The organism is Novosphingobium sp. HR1a (assembly GCF_015594425.1).
GTDB classification, from domain to species: Bacteria; Pseudomonadota; Alphaproteobacteria; order Sphingomonadales; family Sphingomonadaceae; genus Novosphingobium; species Novosphingobium resinovorum_A.
Map to the genome: position 1 here is coordinate 49,081 of NZ_JABXWS010000067.1, position 15,211 is coordinate 64,291.

Sequence of the window (15,211 nt, forward strand, 5' to 3'; positions counted from 1 at the left end):
GGCGAATTGCCGCCATGCGAATTTTCACGGAACCCCCTAATCGTTGACGTAACGATGTTATTGCGACGCACTCGCAATATTCGCTAGTCGCGGTACGGGGCGTTGTCAACGGATGGGCGCGCGGCCCTAGCCGGTGGCTGGGACTTCCTTCAGGCAGTGCATCGAACGAAGGCGCGGCATCGGAATGCGCAGGGAAAAGGCTTCACCCTGCCATGCGCGCTCGACGATCCAGCTGTCTTCGTCAGCGCGCAGTGCATAAGTTCCGCGTGCGAACAGATCGGGCCGTTCACGCCGCCGGTCTAGCAGGACGCGGGTAAGCTCCAGCTTGCGCGCGGACAGGGGAGGCACCTTGCCCGATGCCATTGCGTTCCAGTCGATCGGACGGCGATTGTCCGGGTCGGTCAGCCCGATCGCCAATATCTCGCTGCCCTGGTAGACGTCGGGAATGCCGGGCGCGGTCAGTTGCAAGGCGGTCTGTGCCAGCACGACGGTTTCGATCGCGGCTTCGAACTCGCCGCGCAAATGGGCTGGCAGCAAGGCGCCGGCCGCCAGTTCGCGATGGAGCGTGCGGCACAGCTCTGCGACGGCAGCCTCCGCCGCCTCGTCGGGTGCCTCGTGCCGCGACATGTCCTTGCCTTCCCGCATCGCCTTCGCGATGTGCGCGTCGATACGTTCCGCCGCATCAGGTTCGGCGCGCAGCATCAGGGCCGTCTGCAGGGCATAGAGCGCCCATTGTTCCGGAACCCCCGCTTCCTGCGCGCGGCGCCGTGCATCGGCATAGAGCCCTCGCACAAGGTCCGGGAAATAGCCCAGCGCGATGAGGACGGCGCGCGCATCTGCCGAGCGCTTGGTGTCGTGGGTGGACACCGCATCCAGCGCGAGGGGTGTCAGGTCGGCACGCCTGGCCATGGCGGCGGCGAAGCCGGCAGCGTCGATGGTATCGAGTTCGGGTTCGGCACCCACTTCGCATAGCGGCAGAAAGGCCACGCTGCGGAAGAACACGGTGTCTTCCTCGGACTTCGCGGTCAACGCACCGGTCAACTGTTCGAAGCGGGCGGCAAATTTGCGTGCCAGCATATCGTCGGGCGCGCGCAGCAGATCGATCAGGCTCGCGGCCATGGGGTCCTCCGCCGCTGGGCCGATGGCCTCCGCGATCTGGGGGGTAAACGAGGCCAGATCGGCCGCGTAGGAGCGGTATACCGGCCAGATCGTCGCCAGCCGGCAGATCGCTTCCGTTATCTGTGGCCGAGTCTGCTCGCCGAGTGCGAGTGCTGCCAGCGCGGCACCCGTCACGCGGCTAAGTTCGGGCGTGAAGACCTCCTCCAGCAATTCCTGGCGGACCTTGCGGACTTCCTGTCCGTAGTCACGCGGGACGGCATCGGTCGACGCTTCGCGCACCGCCGCCAGGCCTTCGGGAGACGTCAGAAGGCGGGTAAGCGGGGTGATGAATTCGTAGCCGCTCATGCCTTCAACCGGCCAGGCAGTAGGCAGTTCTTCACCGGCCTTGACGATCTTTTCGACCCATATCGGGGTGTCGCCCACTGCATCGCGCAGGCGCTGAAGGTAGCCGCCGGGCCGTGCCAGTCCGTCGATGTGATCGACGCGCAGGCCCTGGATATGGCCTGCATCGACCTGATCGATGATCCAGCGGTGAGTCAGCGCGAAGACCTCGGGGTCTTCCTGAAGGACGCCGATGAGGTCGGTGATGTTGAAGAAGCGGCGGTGGACGATACTGTCCGCGCTTGTCCGCCAGTCTCCCAGCGACCAGTGCTGCTCAGCCAGCAGGGCGCGGAGAGTCGGCGCGTCCAGCGAGCGCGCTGCGCCGCAGAGATGGCGGGAAAGGTCGGTCGGGCGCAGTGGATATTCGCGTTCGTAGACACGCAGGCGTGGGTCATCGCCATCTCCCGCCAGAGCGACCTGATCGGCTGGCAGCAGGTCTTCGATGGTTCCGTCGAGGACCGGAAAGTGCAGCGGCCCGGCTTCCCAGTCGATGTCGAAGATGCCGGCGTGCGCGCTGTCGCGGCCATGGCGCAGCACGTCCGCCAGCCACGGGTTTTCGGGAGTGAAGCCCATGTGGTTCGGCACGATGTCGATCACGATGCCGATCCCGGCGAGCGTCGCCGCCTGGCTCAGACGCTCGAAGGCTTCCTCCCCGCCCAGCGCCGGGTCGATGCGGGTGGGATCGATCACGTCGTAGCCGTGGGTCGAGCCTGCAGCGGCGTGGAAGGGCGGGGACAGGTAGAGGTGGCTGATGCCCAGCGTCCCCAGCCACGGCAGCAGTTCGCGCGCCTTGTCGAGGTCCACGCAGTTCCGTAGCTGGAGCCGGTAGGTGGCGACGAAGGGTATCGCTTGCGGCATCGGCATCACTCCGGTGAAACGGTCATCGACAGCGCGAAAGGGCTCGACGCATCGGCAAGCAGCAGGATCGGGCCGGAGAGGGACTCGAATGGGGTGGTGGAGCCGCCCAGTTCGGCCCGCAGCCGCAGCGTTCCCGGCGCGAAGGACCATTGCGCCCCGATGCCGGAGCCCTCCTGCCGAACGGCGGCGATCGGCTGCGGGTTCCGGGCGAGCAGGGGCGTCACATGCGTCCGGCGCAGGTCGAGCAATTCGCGCACGAAGGCTTCATGCTCCTGCTGGTCGGCCCGGACGGGACGGCCGATGCTGGACGCCATGAACGTCTCGGGCGCCACCGGGTCGGGAACCTCGCCGCCGAAGCTGCTGAAGCGGGCGAATTCCTGCGCCCGGCCCTTGCGGACGGCGTCGGCGAGGTCGCCCTTGAAATCGACGAAAAACTGGAAAGGCGCATCGGTGAGGAACTCGTCGCCCATGAACAGCATCGGCGTGAAGGGCGTCAGCAGGGTGAGCGCGGTCATCACGCGGTAGGCATGGCGGTCGGTGGCGAGGTGGTGCAGCCGCTCGCCGCGTGCGCGGTTGCCGACCTGATCGTGATTGCCGAGGAAATTGACGAAGGCGGTGCGCGGCAGGTGCGTCGAGGGTTCGCCGCGCGGGGTGTCCTCGCCATTCTCGCGAGGCTGGCCCTGTTCGACGTAGCCATCGGCGAGTGCTGTGGCGATGTCGGCGACCGGGTCCACCGCGAAGGGGGCGTAGTAGCTTTCTTCCTCCCCGGTCAGCAGGCAGTGGACGGCATGGTGCCAGTCGTCGTTCCAAGTGCCGTCGTAGGGCGCATCGACGGTGAAGTAGCGGGCGAGGTTGCGTTCGTCCTCGGTGACGAGGTGGATCGGGCGGCCGAAATCGCGGGAGCGGATGCGCGCGGCCAGTTCGTCGAGGAAATGGGTTTCGGAATGGTCCTCGATGGCGTGCACCGCGTCGAGGCGCAGGCCGTCGAGGCGGTATTCGTCCAGCCAGTGCAGGGCGTTGGCGATGAAGTATTCGCGCACGGCCGGGGCCTCGAAGGCGATTCCTGCACCCCACGGTGAGGCACGCTCAGGGTGGAAGAATGAGGGGCACCACGCGCCGAGGTAGTTACCGGAAGGCCCGAAGTGGTTGTAGACCACGTCCAGCATCACGGCGATGCCGTGGCTGTGAGCCGCATCGACCAGCGCGCGCATCTCGTCCGGCGTGCCGTAGGCGGGGTGCGGGGCGAAGGGGAGGACGCCGTCGTAGCCCCAGCCCCGGTCGCCCTCGAACTGGGCGACGGGCATGATCTCGATCATCGTCACGCCGAGGTCGGCGAGGCGCGGCAGTTCGGTGATTGCGGCGGCGAAGGTGCCTTCCTCGGTGAAGGTGCCGAGGTGGAGTTCGTAGACTATCGCCTCATGCCAAGGGCGTCCCGGCCATGGGTGTCGCCAGTGGTAGGTCGCCGGATCGACCAGCATCGAGGGGCCGTGCACGTCGCCGATCTGCGCCCGCGCGGCGGGGTCGGGGTAGGGCGTGCCCTCGATGACCCAGCGATAGGCGTCTCCGGCGGCGGCCTCGCCCTCGAACAGCCACCAGCCCTGCCCGGCAGACTGCGCGGGCATTGCCATGCCGCCCACTTCCAGCCGGGCCTCCTCCGCGTCCGGCGCCCAGAGGCCGAAGCGCCAGCGACCGTCGCCCAGAGGCTGGGCGCCCCAGTGCGTTGCCATCACGCGGGGCGGAATAGGCAGAGGCTGCCGGGCGAGATCGCGGCGGCCTCGCGGTCGACCGGCTCCTCGGTGAAGGGATCGTCGCGCGCGGTGTCGAGCAGGCGCACCCACTCGCCCTCTGGCAGCGTGAAGTCGAGGCCATCGCCCGCGTTGACTACGGTGAACAGCGGGCGCCCGCCGTCGAGGAAGACCTCGCGGGTCGAGTAGTCGAGCAGCATGCCGAGCACGCGCAGGCCTTGCTGGCCCCACAGTTCGCCGTCCATCGCGCGGCCGTCCGGCTGGAACCAGGCGATTTCCAGACGCTCGTTGTCGCCGGTCTCGCCCATCAGGAAGTTCTCCTGGCAGAGCACCGGGTACTGGCGGCGCAGGGCGATCATACGGCTGCAGAAGTCGAGGAATGCGTCGTCCCGGCTCTCCCAGTCGAGCCAGCCGAGTTCGTTGTCCTGGCAGTAGACGTTGTTGTTGCCGTGCTGGCTGTTGCCGATCTCGTCGCCCGAAAGCAGCATCGGCACGCCCTGGCTGACCATCAGCGTCGCCACCATGGCGCGGCGGCGGCGGGCGCGGGCGGCGGTGATGGCCTCGTCGTCGGTGGCCCCTTCGGCGCCCATGTTGTCGGAGAGGTTGTTGTCGTGCCCGTCCGCGCCGCCTTCGCCGTTGGCCTCGTTGTGGCGGTCGTTGAACGAGACGGTGTCCATCAGCGTGAAGCCGTCATGCGCAGCGAGGAAGTTGATCGAACTGGTGGCGCCGCGATCCGAGTGGTTGAACTGGACCGGCGAGCCGATCAGGCGCTGAGCGATGTCGCCCACCAGCCCCTCGTCGCCGCGCCAGAACGCGCGGGTGTCGTCGCGGAACTTGTCGTTCCATTCGCGGAACGGGTGCGGGAAGCCGCCGACCTGATAGCCGCCCATGCCGATGTCCCACGGCTCGGCGATCAGCTTGACGCCGGCAAGGATCGGGTCCTGCCGGATCGCGTCAAAGAAGCCGCCTTCGCGGTCGAAGCCCGCTTCCTCGCGGCCCAATGTGGAGGCGAGGTCGAAGCGGAAGCCGTCGACGTGCATCACCTGCACCCAGTAGCGCAGCGAATCGAGCACCATGCGCATGACCATCGGATGCGCCACCGCCAGTGTGTTGCCGGTGCCGGTGTTGTCGAAGCTGAAGCGCGGGTTCTCGGGGCTCAGCATGTAGTAGGCGGCGTTGTCGAGGCCGCGGAAGCTGAGCGTCGGGCCTTTCTCCGAACCTTCGGCGGTGTGGTTGTAGACCACGTCCATGATGACCTCGATCCCCGCCTTGTGGAACCGCTTCACCATGTCCTTGAACTGGCGGATGGCGCGCGGGGCGACGTCGCCGCCGCGCAGGAAACGCGGTTCCGGCGCGAAGAAGCCGAGCGTCTGGTAACCCCAGTAGTTCGACAGGCCCTTGTCCAGTAGCATGCGGTCGTCGAGAAAGAACTGGCTGGGCAGCAGCTCGATGGCGCTGACGCCCAGCTTGCGGAGGTGGTCGAGGATCGGTTCGCTGGCCATGCCCTCGTATGTGCCGCGCAGGGCTTCGGGGACGTCGGGGTGGGTCATCGTCAGGCCGCGCACGTGGGCCTCGTAGATCACCGTCTCGGTCCAGGGGCGGGAGAGGGACTTGTCGCCTTCCCAGTCGAAGTCCGGGTCCTGCACCACGCTCTTGACCATGAACGGGGCGGAATCGCGGGCGTCGAACGTGGTGTCGTCGCCCGTCGTCAGGTCGTAGCCCCAGAGCGCGTCGTCCCATTGCATCGCGCCGGAAACCTCGCGGGCATAAGGGTCGAGCAGCAGCTTGTTGGGGTTGAAGCGGTGGCCGCTCGCGGGATCGTAAGGGCCGTGGGCGCGCAGGCCGTAGAGCTGGCCGGGCTTCACGCCGGGGAGGTAGCCCGAGAAGATCGAACCTTCCCGCGATGGCAGTTCGAGGCGGGCGGTTTCCTCGGTGCCGTCCTCGGAAAACAGGCACAGTTCGATCGCTTCGGCATTTTCGGAGAAGACGCCGAAATGGGTGCCCTCGCCGGTATATTCGGCGCCGAGTTCATGGATCATCCGCTCGGGGCGGGAAAACGCGATGTCGGCGGGATGGTCGGTAGCTGGGCCCTGCGTCACGTGCTGCCTCCTGCATGATGCTGCATCCGCTAACACGCATGGGGGGCGGGAGGTTCCGGGCAGGTTTACACGGTTGACACGGTCCAGAGGGAAAAGGTGTCACCTTGGGCCGGAAAGTGTCACCTTAGGTGCACAAGGTGACACATTTTGCGGACAATGTGTCACCTTGTGAGGAGAAAGTGTCGCCTTGCGGTGTAACCTTGTGCAGCTGGAAGCGATCGGGCGGGGTATGGGCGCATCGTACCGCGCCGCCCGTCCTGTAGGAAAGCGCCGCTCCTTTATGTGAACAAGGCCCAGCCCGCGAAGGCCCCTCCCGCGACCAGCGCGGGCGTCACCCAGGCCCCCTTGATCCGCCACACGACCGCCAGGGCCACCGCGAAGATCGCGAGCGCACCGAGCGGGGCGGTCACGCGCAGTCCGGTCGCATAGGCAAGCTGCACGAAGGTGGCGGCGATGATCCCCACCACGGCGGCGGCTATGCCTTCGAGCAGGCGGTGCAGCGCCGGATTCTCGACGATGGCCTCCAACCGCTCGAACAGCACCAGCGAGAAGGCGAAGGCGGGCAGGAACATCCCCGCAGTGATGGCCAGCGCGCCGCTCACCCCGCCGGTGACATAGCCCACGAAAGTCACGAAGATCACCAGCGGCGCAGGCAGCACTCCGGCGAGCGCGATCCCGTCGAGGAAGGCGCCGTCGCCGATCCAGCCCCGCCCGACCGTATCCGAGCGGACATAGGGAATGGCCGTATAGGCCCCGCCGAAAGTCAGCAGCCCGCCTTTGAGCCCGGCGACGAACAGCGCGAAGGTCGTGACGGGAATGCCCTGCACGGCATGCAGGCTGTCACCAGAGCCGGAAAGCAGGTGGATCGCGGTCGCCAGCGCGAGGGCGACCGCAAGGATCGCGCAAGCCACCAGCGGCCGATGCGACACGGCATAGGTCAGTCCGCCCGCCGCCAGCAGGATCCAGAACGGCACCCCCAGCAGGGTCAGGACGAGACTTGCGGCCGCGATCACGCCGAGCAGCGCGTTCTCGACGATATGGTGTCCGATGCGGACCACCGCGCGCAGGATGATCGCGAGCACCGCGACCTGCACGCCGAGAAGCGCGCCCGCCAAAGTCAGGTTTCCGGCGACCCAGGTGACGTAGGCCCATCCCGCGACCAGCATCAGCACCAGCCCCGGCAGCATGAAACCCAGCCCGGCCAGCAATCCGCCGATCCGCCCGCGCGCGATCATGCCGAGATGGACGCACAGTTCATGCGCCTCCGGCCCCGGCAGCACCTGCAGGACCGCGAGCAGGCGATTGAAGCGGCCCTTGTCGATCCAGCGCTCGTCCTCGACCAGCGCCTGACGCAGCATGGCGATCTGCGCCACCGGCCCGCCGAAGGCCAGCGCGCCGAACCGCAGGAACTTGAGGAACAGCGCAGGCAGCGAAAGGGTGGGCGGCGCGATAGTGATGGAGGCGGTGTTGGTCGTCATGCAAGTGCTCCGCAGGCCGCAGGTACGGCTGATGGAGCGGACTTGGACGTTGCCGTCTGACCGGGCGTCCGCGCGTGCCCGTTGGTGGGATTTCAGCGCAATGGCGGGGGGAAGTCAAGGCGTGAGGGCGCGCACGTTGCGCTTTGCCCACCCCGCTGCGACTAACTTCGCCTTCGGCTCAGCAAGTCTCGCTGCCCCTCCCGCAAGCGGGCGGGGTAAACCGCTTTCGCCCTCCCGCTCGCGGGAGGGCCGGGAGGCTTGGCCCGAAGGGCTTAGCCGGACGGGGTGGGCCAGCTCGCAGGCGGTTTACCACCCGAAAGCCAGAATAGGGGCATTCCGGTGCCGCCCCATTACGGACATGAGGCCGCGTCGTACGACTTCTCGATGTTGTCAAAATTTCGCAAAGAGTGGTTAGTATCGGCGCTTGGATGGCTCGCGAACGAAGAAGGAATGCCAAATAACCATCCTCTGCGAGGATTCGCGAAATAGGAAATCCATAAGTATGGCTAAACACTGTTGCGAAATGATGCGATCTAATATCGAGAATAATTGCGACGATCATGAAGACCGTTTTGATTGCCCGGACTCCTTGATCCACTATTCCTATCAAGCAGATAGTTACGGGCTAATTATCCATGACGGTGGAAGTTCGATCATCGGGATTTCGTATTGCCCTTGGTGTGGAGCCAAGCTGCCGAACGGATTAGATTGAGTCCACTTCCCACTCGAAGTCGTCATTCAAACACCATCTTCATCCCAGCCTCGCCGAGACGCCGCGACGTGACGAGAGCGGTCCCAGCCTTCGCTGGGATGACGGACTGTATCGGCACCATCAGCGCGCACCCAAACAAAAACGGCCCGCCCTTTCGGGCAGGCCGCTCTCGCATCACAGCAGTCGTCGCTTAGCCGACGAACGCGCGCTCGATCACGAAGTCGGCGGGCTTGTTGTTCGATCCTTCGACGAAGCCCAGACCTTCCAGCATCGCGGCGATGTCCTTGTTCATCGCCATCGAGCCGCACAGCATCACGCGGTCGGTCGCCGGGTCCATGCGGGCCTCGCCCTTCAGACCCTCGAACAGGCGGCCGTTCTCGATCAGCACGTTGATGCGGCCGGTGGTGTGGAATTCTTCCCGCGTGACGGTCGGCACGTAGGTCAGCTGTACCAGCGCCTGGTCCTCGACCAGCGGGTCGCCGGCCAGCTGGCTCTCCAGCTCCTGGCGGAAGGCGAGGTCGGCGACGCGGCGGACCGAGTGGACGATCACGACCTGCTCGAACATCTCGTAGACGTCCGGATCGCGGATCAGCGAGAGGAACGGCGCGAGGCCGGTGCCCGAGCCGAACAGGAACAGGCGCTTGCCCGGCGTCAGCGCGTCGGTGACGAGCGTGCCCACCGGCTTGCGGCCGAGGTAGATCTGGTCGCCCGGCTGGATCAGCTGCAACTTCGAGGTCAGCGGGCCGTCCTCGACCTTGATCGAGAGGAACTCGATCTCCTCGGCCCACGAGGGGCTGGCGATCGAATAGGCGCGCAGCAGCGGCTTGCCGTTGTCGCCCTGCAGGCCGATCATGATGAACTCACCCGAGCGGAAGCGGAACGAGGCCGGGCGCGTGATCTTGAAGCTGAAGAGGTGCTCGTTCCAGTGATGGACCGAAAGCACCGTTTCCACGGTCAGCGCACCAGTGGGTTCCAGAACGGTCGCAGGAGCCGCCGAATTGTCCAGGGTGGCGGCTTCTGCCTTGCTATCGTTCATCAACGTCAGTCCTTGGTTCATCGAATGGGTCACGCGGGCGGGTTTATCAGTGCAATGCCGAAGCCGGCGATGGTCATCGCGGCGCTTGCGCGGCTCATGGCCTGGGCGACCGCGGCGACCGTGTCGCATGGCACGACATGCGCGAGAGTCGCGCGCACGTTTTCGCGGCGGCCTATACCGACATCGCGCCAAAGTGCAAGGAGCAACGCCTCATGTTCGCAGATGCGGTGGCAGCCCATCGGCGCGACCATGATCCTTTCGGATGCCCGGCGGCTGACGAGCGCCATCGCCATGTGAAAGTCCGGCAGGACGGCGGCGGCGTTGTATCCGGCAAAGGCGCGCGCCAACGACTGCGCCGGGCAATTGCCCTTGGATGCCGAATGCGCCCATCCGCGCATGGCCCAGAGCAGGAACCGGCCGTCGTTGTCGAGTTCGGTGACCGGCCGGTCGAGGAAGTCGTACATGCGCGTGCCTCAAGATATGCTATTGCGAATTATTCGCATATCTTGTGCATCGTGCGGCGCGATGCGTCAACCCGGTGTCGCCGTACGACGAGGTGGCGCGGGGGCAGGGTGATCCGAAGCCATGGCGCGCGCCCGGGCCTTGCCGCAATGCAACAAAATGCCCTACCGCGGTTTGACGGGGGCAAGCCGACGCACCAACAGCCAAGAGTTCATGAACCCAGACCGCCGCACCGTTCTTTCCGGTATCATCGCCAGCGCCATCGCATCGGGCTTCTCGTTCAGGGCTCTCGCCGCCGAAGAGGTGACGCGGGTAGACGATCTCATCAAGAAGATGACGATCGAGGAGAAGGCCGGGCAGATGACCTGCCTTGCCGACGCCTTCCGCCCCTTCAACCCGCCCAACCCGGCGGCCGGCATCCAGGACGTGAAGAAGCTCTCGGAGGAAATCCGCAAGGGCCGCGTCGGCTGCCTGTTCAACGGTATCGGCGTGGCGGGCGCGCGCAAGGCGCAGGAGATCGCGGTCAACGACAGTCGCCTAGGTATCCCGCTGCTGCTGGCGGGGGACGTGATCCACGGGCTCAAGACGATCTTCCCGGTGCCGCTGGCCGAGGCGTCCAGCTTCGATCCGGTGCTGGCGCAGCGCACCGCGCGCGCCATGGCGCTGGAGGCGACGGCGGCGGGCCTGCACCTGACTTTCGCGCCGATGGCCGATGTCGCGCGTGACCAGCGCTGGGGCCGCGTGGTCGAGGGCTCCGGAGAAGACGTGACGCTGACCGCGCTGCTCTCCGCCGCGCGGGTGCGCGGATTCCAGGGGCGCGACTTGCGGCGCGACGACTCGTTGCTCGCCTGCCCCAAGCACTTCGCTGCCTATGGCGCGGTGGCGGGCGGGCTGGAATACGGCAGTGTCGACATCAGCGACGAGACCCTGCGCGAGACGCACCTGCCGCCCTTCGGCTCCGCCTTCGCTGCGGGCGCGCTCACCACGATGGCGGCGTTCAGCGAGATCAACGGCGTGCCCGCGACCGCCGACCGCACCCTGCTCACCGATATCCTGCGCGGCGAGATGGGTTTCACCGGCTTCGTCTTCTCGGACTACACCGCCGACGAGGAACTGGTCGCCCACGGCTATGCCGAGGATGACCGCGACGCCGCGCGGCTGGCAGTGCTGGCGGGGGTCGATATGTCGATGCAGAGCGGCCTCTACATCCGCTATCTGCCTGACCTCGTGAAGAGTGGTGCGGTGCCGATGGGCACGGTGGACGTGGCGGTGCGGCGCATCCTCTACGTCAAGATGGCGATGGGCCTGTTCGACAACCCCTGGCGCTCGCTGGACGAGGCGGCGGAGAAATCGCGCATCGGCGCGCCCGTTCACCGCGAACTCGCGCGCGAGGCGGGCGCGCGCTCCATCGTGCTGCTGCAGAACGACGGGGTGCTGCCGCTCGACAAGGGAAAGAAGCAGAAGATCGCGCTGATCGGTCCGTTCGGCGATGACAAGGCGAACCTCTACGGCCCTTGGGCTTTCTACGGCGATGCCGACAAGGGCGTGGACGTGGCCAGCGGGCTGCGCGGCGCGATGGTCGATCCGGACCAGCTGACCGTCGTGGCCGGCTGCGCCATTCACGGCCCCACCGACGGCGGGATCGAGGAGGCGGTCAAGGCGGCGAAGGCGGCCGACGTGGTGATCCTCGCCCTCGGGGAATCGCAGGACATGTCGGGCGAGGCGCAGTCGCGCACCGTGATCGAGATCCCGCCCGCGCAGCAGGCGCTCGCCGATGCGGTGGCGGCGGTGAAGAAGCCGACCGTCGTGCTGCTTCGTCACGGCCGTGCGCTGGCGATCCATGACGGGGTGGCGAACGCCAACGCCGTGCTGGCGACGTGGTTCCTCGGTTCCGAAGCGGGCAATGCGATCGCCGACGTGGTGTTCGGCAAGGTCGATCCCTCGGGCAAGCTGCCGGTCAGCTTCCCCTGGGAGTCGGGGCAGGAGCCGTTCTTCTACGATCGCAAATCCACCGGCCGCCCGACCGTCCCCAACGGCAGCACCGAGTACAAGGCCCGCTACGCCACCACCGACAACAGCGCGCGCTACCCTTTCGGTCACGGCCTGAGCTACACCCGCTTCACGCTGGACAAGCTGCAGGTTTCCGACCCCGCCCTGCGCTGGGACGGCACCGTCTCGATCACCGCGCGCCTGACCAACAGTGGCAAGCGGCGCGGCAGCGAGATCGTGCAGCTCTACACCCGCGACCGCGTCGCCTCCCGCACCCGTCCGATCCGCGAGTTCAAGAAGATGGAGCGCGTCACCCTGGAGCCGGGCGAGAGCCGCACCGTGCGCTTCACCCTGTCCCGCACGGACCTCGAATTCGTCGGCGCCGGCAACCGGCGGCTGGCGGAGCCGGGCGCGTTCGACGTCTGGGTGGGCCAGTCTTCCGAGGACGGGCTGCACACGCAGATCACCTTGTACGCGGCGGCCCCGGCGAGCGCTTAGGGCGGCGCGCGCAATCTCACCCTCTCGTTGTCATTCCCGCGAAGGCGGGAACCCATCTGCGGACCTACCCCATTGCGCAACGGGAGAGCACACGAGCAGGGTCCCCGCCTGCGCGGGCATGACGACATATTTGAAGAGCGGTCACGAAAACATATGTTCGCATAATTCGAACATATGATCGCGTTTAATCCCACTATTTCGGAACCCTGATCGAGCGCATCTGGGGGGCGTCAGGACGACACGCCCGTCGTCACCGTATTGCCCCCGATCACCCAGGAGTTCCCGCCATGACCATCACCACCATCGACACCGCCCCCGTCGCTCCCGCCAACACCGCCAGCACCCTCGAAGCCTGGCTGCCGCTCGTCGGCCGCGTTCTCATCGCCGCCATCTTCATCATCAGCGGCTTGTCCAAGATCGCCGACCCCGCCGGTTCGATGGCCTACATCGCCTCGGTCGGCCTCCCGCTCCCCGCCGTGGCGCTGGCTGGCGCCATCCTCGTCGAAGTGGTCGGCGGCGCGCTGCTGATCTCGGGCTACAAGGTCCGTGCGGTCGCCACCGTCATCGCGCTGTTCAGCCTCGCCACCGCCGCGTTCTTCCACAACAACCTGGCCGACCAGAACCAGTTCATCCACTTCTTCAAGAACATCGCGATCGCCGGCGGCCTGCTGCAGATCGTCGCTTTCGGCAAGGCTCGCGCCTGAACGCGAAAGCCCCGCCGCAAACGCTGCCGGAAGGGGCGGGCCGAAAGGCTCGCCCCTTTTCGCATGATTGCACGATAAACGCAGACCAGATTTATCGTCGTTATATGCTTGACGCTTTAACGCAGACAGAGTAACTCCGCGTTCATGGCCCACATCACCACCAGCGTCGAATATGGAATCCACGGTCTGCTCTGGCTGGTGGAAGACGGCCGCGCCCTCAGCAGCCGGGAGATCGCCGAGATCCAGGGCATCTCGCCCAGCTTCGTGGCGAAGATCTTCCCCAAGCTGGAGAAAGCCGGCATCGTCGCCGCCAGCGAAGGCGTGCGCGGGGGCTACCGGCTCGCGCGGCCGGCGGGCGAGATCACCTTCCTCCAGATCATCGACGCGATCGAAGGCGACAAGCCGCTGTTCGATTGTCAGGAGGTGCGCGGCCGCTGCGCCCTGTTCGGCGGCGATGCGCCCGGCTGGGCAACCGCCGGAACTTGCGCCGTCCACGCTGTCATGCTCCAGGCCGAGAAGGCGATGCGCGATGCTCTTGCCGCGCAGACCCTGGGCGACGTGGCGAGCCGCTTCGGCCGCAAGGCGCCCGAGACATTCTTCAACGATTTCCGCGACTGGGCGGGCGATCGCCAGACCACCCGCACCGCACGCATCGGCCGTCCCCGGCGGGACGGTCCTTCATGATCTGAGCCTTTCTCACCCGCATTCCTGAACACCTTTCTCGGCGTCCTGCCGGACGCACCGGGAAAGCGCCGACTTGCGCGCTGCCTTCGCAGACCTCGCGCTTGTCGGGACGATGAGCCGCGTCCGGCGCACAAGAGGAGAAGATCGATGAGCAAGCAGACCATCCTGATCGCCGGCACCGGTTTCGCCGGAGTCTGGGCCGCCCTGTCGGCAACCCGCGCCATTGCGCTTGCAGGGCGGGAGGACGACGTGGAAGTCGTCGTCGTCTCGCCGAGCCCGACCATGGTGATCCGTCCGCGCCTTTATGAAGCCGTGCTGGAGAACATGAACCCCGACGTTTCTGCCCTGCTCGCGGCGGTCGGCGCGCGGTACGTGGCCGGTCTGGTCGAGGCGATCGGCGCGACCACGCAGCAGGCCACCATCCTGCGCGGCGACGGCGGGCGAGAGACGATCGCCTGGGACCGCTTCGTACTGGCCACCGGCAGCCGCCTGTCGACTCCGCCGATCCCGGGCATTGCGGATCACGCCTTCGATGTCGATCAGCTGGACTCGGCGCAGCGGCTGGACGAGCACCTCGGGCTGCTGGCTGCCCGCACCGACGAGGCACGCGGTACGGCGGTCGTGGTGGGCGGCGGCTTCACCGGCCTCGAAGGCGCGGCGGAGATGCCCGAACGGTTGCGCGCCATTCTGGGCAAGGATGCGCCGATCCGCGTCGTCATCGTCGACCCGGCCGAACAGATCGCCGCCGAGATGGGCGCCGATGCGGCCGTGGTCGTGCGGGGCGCCCTTGACGAACTGGGTGTCGAGCAGCGCCCCGGCGTGCGGGTGACGGCGGTGGACGCAGGCGGGGTCACGCTTTCGGATGGATCGCGGATCGATGCAGCGACCGTCGTGTGGTCGGCCGGGATGCGTGCTCATCCGCTGGCAGGGCAGGTGCCCGGAGAGCATGATGCCACCGGCCGGGTGCTCGGCGACGTCTATCTGCGCGCGCCCGAGGCGTCGGGCATCTTCGTCACCGGCGACACCGTGAAAGCGGCGACCGACGATATCGGCAACTTCACCGTCATGTCCTGCCAGCACGCACTGAGCCTCGGCCGGGTGGCGGGCCACAATGCCGCTGCGGAACTGGTGGGGCTGGACCTCCACCCCTACAGCCAGCCCAAGTACGTGACCTGTCTCGACCTCGGCGCATGGGGTGCCCTTTATACGGAGGGCTGGGACCGGCAGGTCCACCTGACCCGGGCGGAAGGCAAGAAGCTGAAGCAGGAAATCAACGGCGTGTGGATCTATCCGCCCGCGCCGGAGCGGGAGGCGGTCTTCGCGGTCTCCAACCCGGACTTCGTGATCGTGCTCTGACGCGAAAAGGCCCGGCCGGAGACGGCCGGGCCATGCGTTTCCGGGCATGATCGTGCCAAACCCGCGCAAATCCGGCCTTTGCGTTGAAAA

The 15,211-nt window shown here is 66.7% G+C and carries 11 protein-coding genes; 5 read left to right on the plus strand and 6 right to left on the minus strand.

Annotated features, from left to right (window positions below; genetic code table 11):
• Positions 1 to 126: 126 nt before the first annotated feature.
• The 4 genes from treY to chrA all read right to left on the minus strand — a co-directional run bounded on the left by treY (position 127) and on the right by chrA (position 7,680).
• Entirely contained in the window at positions 127 to 2,358 is a 2,232-nt protein-coding gene (treY, locus tag HWN72_RS19040) for a malto-oligosyltrehalose synthase (RefSeq protein WP_248006128.1), read from the minus strand.
• Between the two features lie 5 nt (positions 2,359 to 2,363).
• Complete coding sequence (gene treZ / locus HWN72_RS19045) at positions 2,364 to 4,085, minus strand: malto-oligosyltrehalose trehalohydrolase (protein ID WP_211150977.1); 1,722 nt, start codon at positions 4,083 to 4,085, stop codon at positions 2,364 to 2,366.
• The gene (gene glgX / locus HWN72_RS19050) at positions 4,085 to 6,202 is read right to left on the minus strand and encodes a glycogen debranching protein GlgX (protein ID WP_081799082.1); all 2,118 of its coding nucleotides are present in this window, start codon (positions 6,200 to 6,202) and stop codon (positions 4,085 to 4,087) included. Before glgX ends, treZ begins: the two co-directional genes overlap by 1 nt.
• 278 nt (positions 6,203 to 6,480) lie before the next feature.
• Positions 6,481 to 7,680: a chromate efflux transporter gene (chrA, locus tag HWN72_RS19055; protein WP_036527127.1), complete on the minus strand. Its 1,200-nt coding sequence runs from the start codon at positions 7,678 to 7,680 to the stop codon at positions 6,481 to 6,483.
• A 502-nt stretch (positions 7,681 to 8,182) separates the two neighbouring features.
• On the opposite strand from chrA, the gene HWN72_RS32020 reads away from it, so the two are divergent.
• The gene (locus HWN72_RS32020) at positions 8,183 to 8,392 is read left to right on the plus strand and encodes a DUF6980 family protein (protein ID WP_081799083.1); all 210 of its coding nucleotides are present in this window, start codon (positions 8,183 to 8,185) and stop codon (positions 8,390 to 8,392) included.
• Positions 8,393 to 8,582: 190 nt separating this feature from the next.
• Here the strand turns inward: HWN72_RS32020 and HWN72_RS19060 are convergent, their stop codons facing one another.
• Both HWN72_RS19060 and HWN72_RS19065 read right to left on the minus strand, forming a co-directional pair.
• On the minus strand, positions 8,583 to 9,428 hold the full coding sequence (locus HWN72_RS19060) for a ferredoxin--NADP reductase (RefSeq protein WP_008829865.1): 846 nt from the start codon (positions 9,426 to 9,428) through the stop codon (positions 8,583 to 8,585).
• A 29-nt stretch (positions 9,429 to 9,457) separates the two neighbouring features.
• Positions 9,458 to 9,892: a hypothetical protein gene (locus tag HWN72_RS19065; protein ID WP_036527129.1), complete on the minus strand. Its 435-nt coding sequence runs from the start codon at positions 9,890 to 9,892 to the stop codon at positions 9,458 to 9,460.
• 211 nt (positions 9,893 to 10,103) lie between these two features.
• Between HWN72_RS19065 and HWN72_RS19070 the strand changes: the two genes are divergently transcribed.
• The 4 genes from HWN72_RS19070 (at position 10,104) to HWN72_RS19085 (ending at position 15,121) form a co-directional block, all read left to right on the plus strand.
• On the plus strand, positions 10,104 to 12,377 hold the full coding sequence (locus HWN72_RS19070) for a glycoside hydrolase family 3 N-terminal domain-containing protein (protein ID WP_008829863.1): 2,274 nt from the start codon (positions 10,104 to 10,106) through the stop codon (positions 12,375 to 12,377).
• A 287-nt stretch (positions 12,378 to 12,664) separates the two neighbouring features.
• Positions 12,665 to 13,081 (plus strand): DoxX family protein, encoded by a 417-nt coding sequence (locus HWN72_RS19075; protein ID WP_008829862.1) that lies wholly within the window; start codon positions 12,665 to 12,667, stop codon positions 13,079 to 13,081.
• 144 nt (positions 13,082 to 13,225) lie between these two features.
• Positions 13,226 to 13,765 carry an Rrf2 family transcriptional regulator gene (locus tag HWN72_RS19080; protein ID WP_008829861.1) on the plus strand — a complete coding sequence of 180 codons (540 nt, stop codon included), beginning with the start codon at positions 13,226 to 13,228 and terminating at the stop codon, positions 13,763 to 13,765.
• A 147-nt stretch (positions 13,766 to 13,912) separates the two neighbouring features.
• A complete protein-coding gene (locus HWN72_RS19085; RefSeq protein ID WP_008829860.1) occupies positions 13,913 to 15,121 on the plus strand; it encodes an NAD(P)/FAD-dependent oxidoreductase in 1,209 nt (402 codons plus the stop codon).
• Positions 15,122 to 15,211: the final 90 nt, after the last annotated feature.

Coding starts and splice junctions, on each gene's coding strand:
- HWN72_RS19080 (WP_008829861.1), top strand. CDS start 13,226: ATGGCCCACATCACCACCAGCGTCGAATATGGAATCCACGGTCTGCTC.
- HWN72_RS19060 (WP_008829865.1), bottom strand. CDS start 9,428: ATGAACGATAGCAAGGCAGAAGCCGCCACCCTGGACAATTCGGCGGCT.
- HWN72_RS32020 (WP_081799083.1), top strand. CDS start 8,183: ATGGCTAAACACTGTTGCGAAATGATGCGATCTAATATCGAGAATAAT.
- treZ (WP_211150977.1), bottom strand. CDS start 4,085: ATGGCAACGCACTGGGGCGCCCAGCCTCTGGGCGACGGTCGCTGGCGC.
- HWN72_RS19065 (WP_036527129.1), bottom strand. CDS start 9,892: ATGTACGACTTCCTCGACCGGCCGGTCACCGAACTCGACAACGACGGC.
- chrA (WP_036527127.1), bottom strand. CDS start 7,680: ATGACGACCAACACCGCCTCCATCACTATCGCGCCGCCCACCCTTTCG.
- HWN72_RS19085 (WP_008829860.1), top strand. CDS start 13,913: ATGAGCAAGCAGACCATCCTGATCGCCGGCACCGGTTTCGCCGGAGTC.
- HWN72_RS19070 (WP_008829863.1), top strand. CDS start 10,104: ATGAACCCAGACCGCCGCACCGTTCTTTCCGGTATCATCGCCAGCGCC.
- treY (WP_248006128.1), bottom strand. CDS start 2,358: ATGCCGCAAGCGATACCCTTCGTCGCCACCTACCGGCTCCAGCTACGG.
- HWN72_RS19075 (WP_008829862.1), top strand. CDS start 12,665: ATGACCATCACCACCATCGACACCGCCCCCGTCGCTCCCGCCAACACC.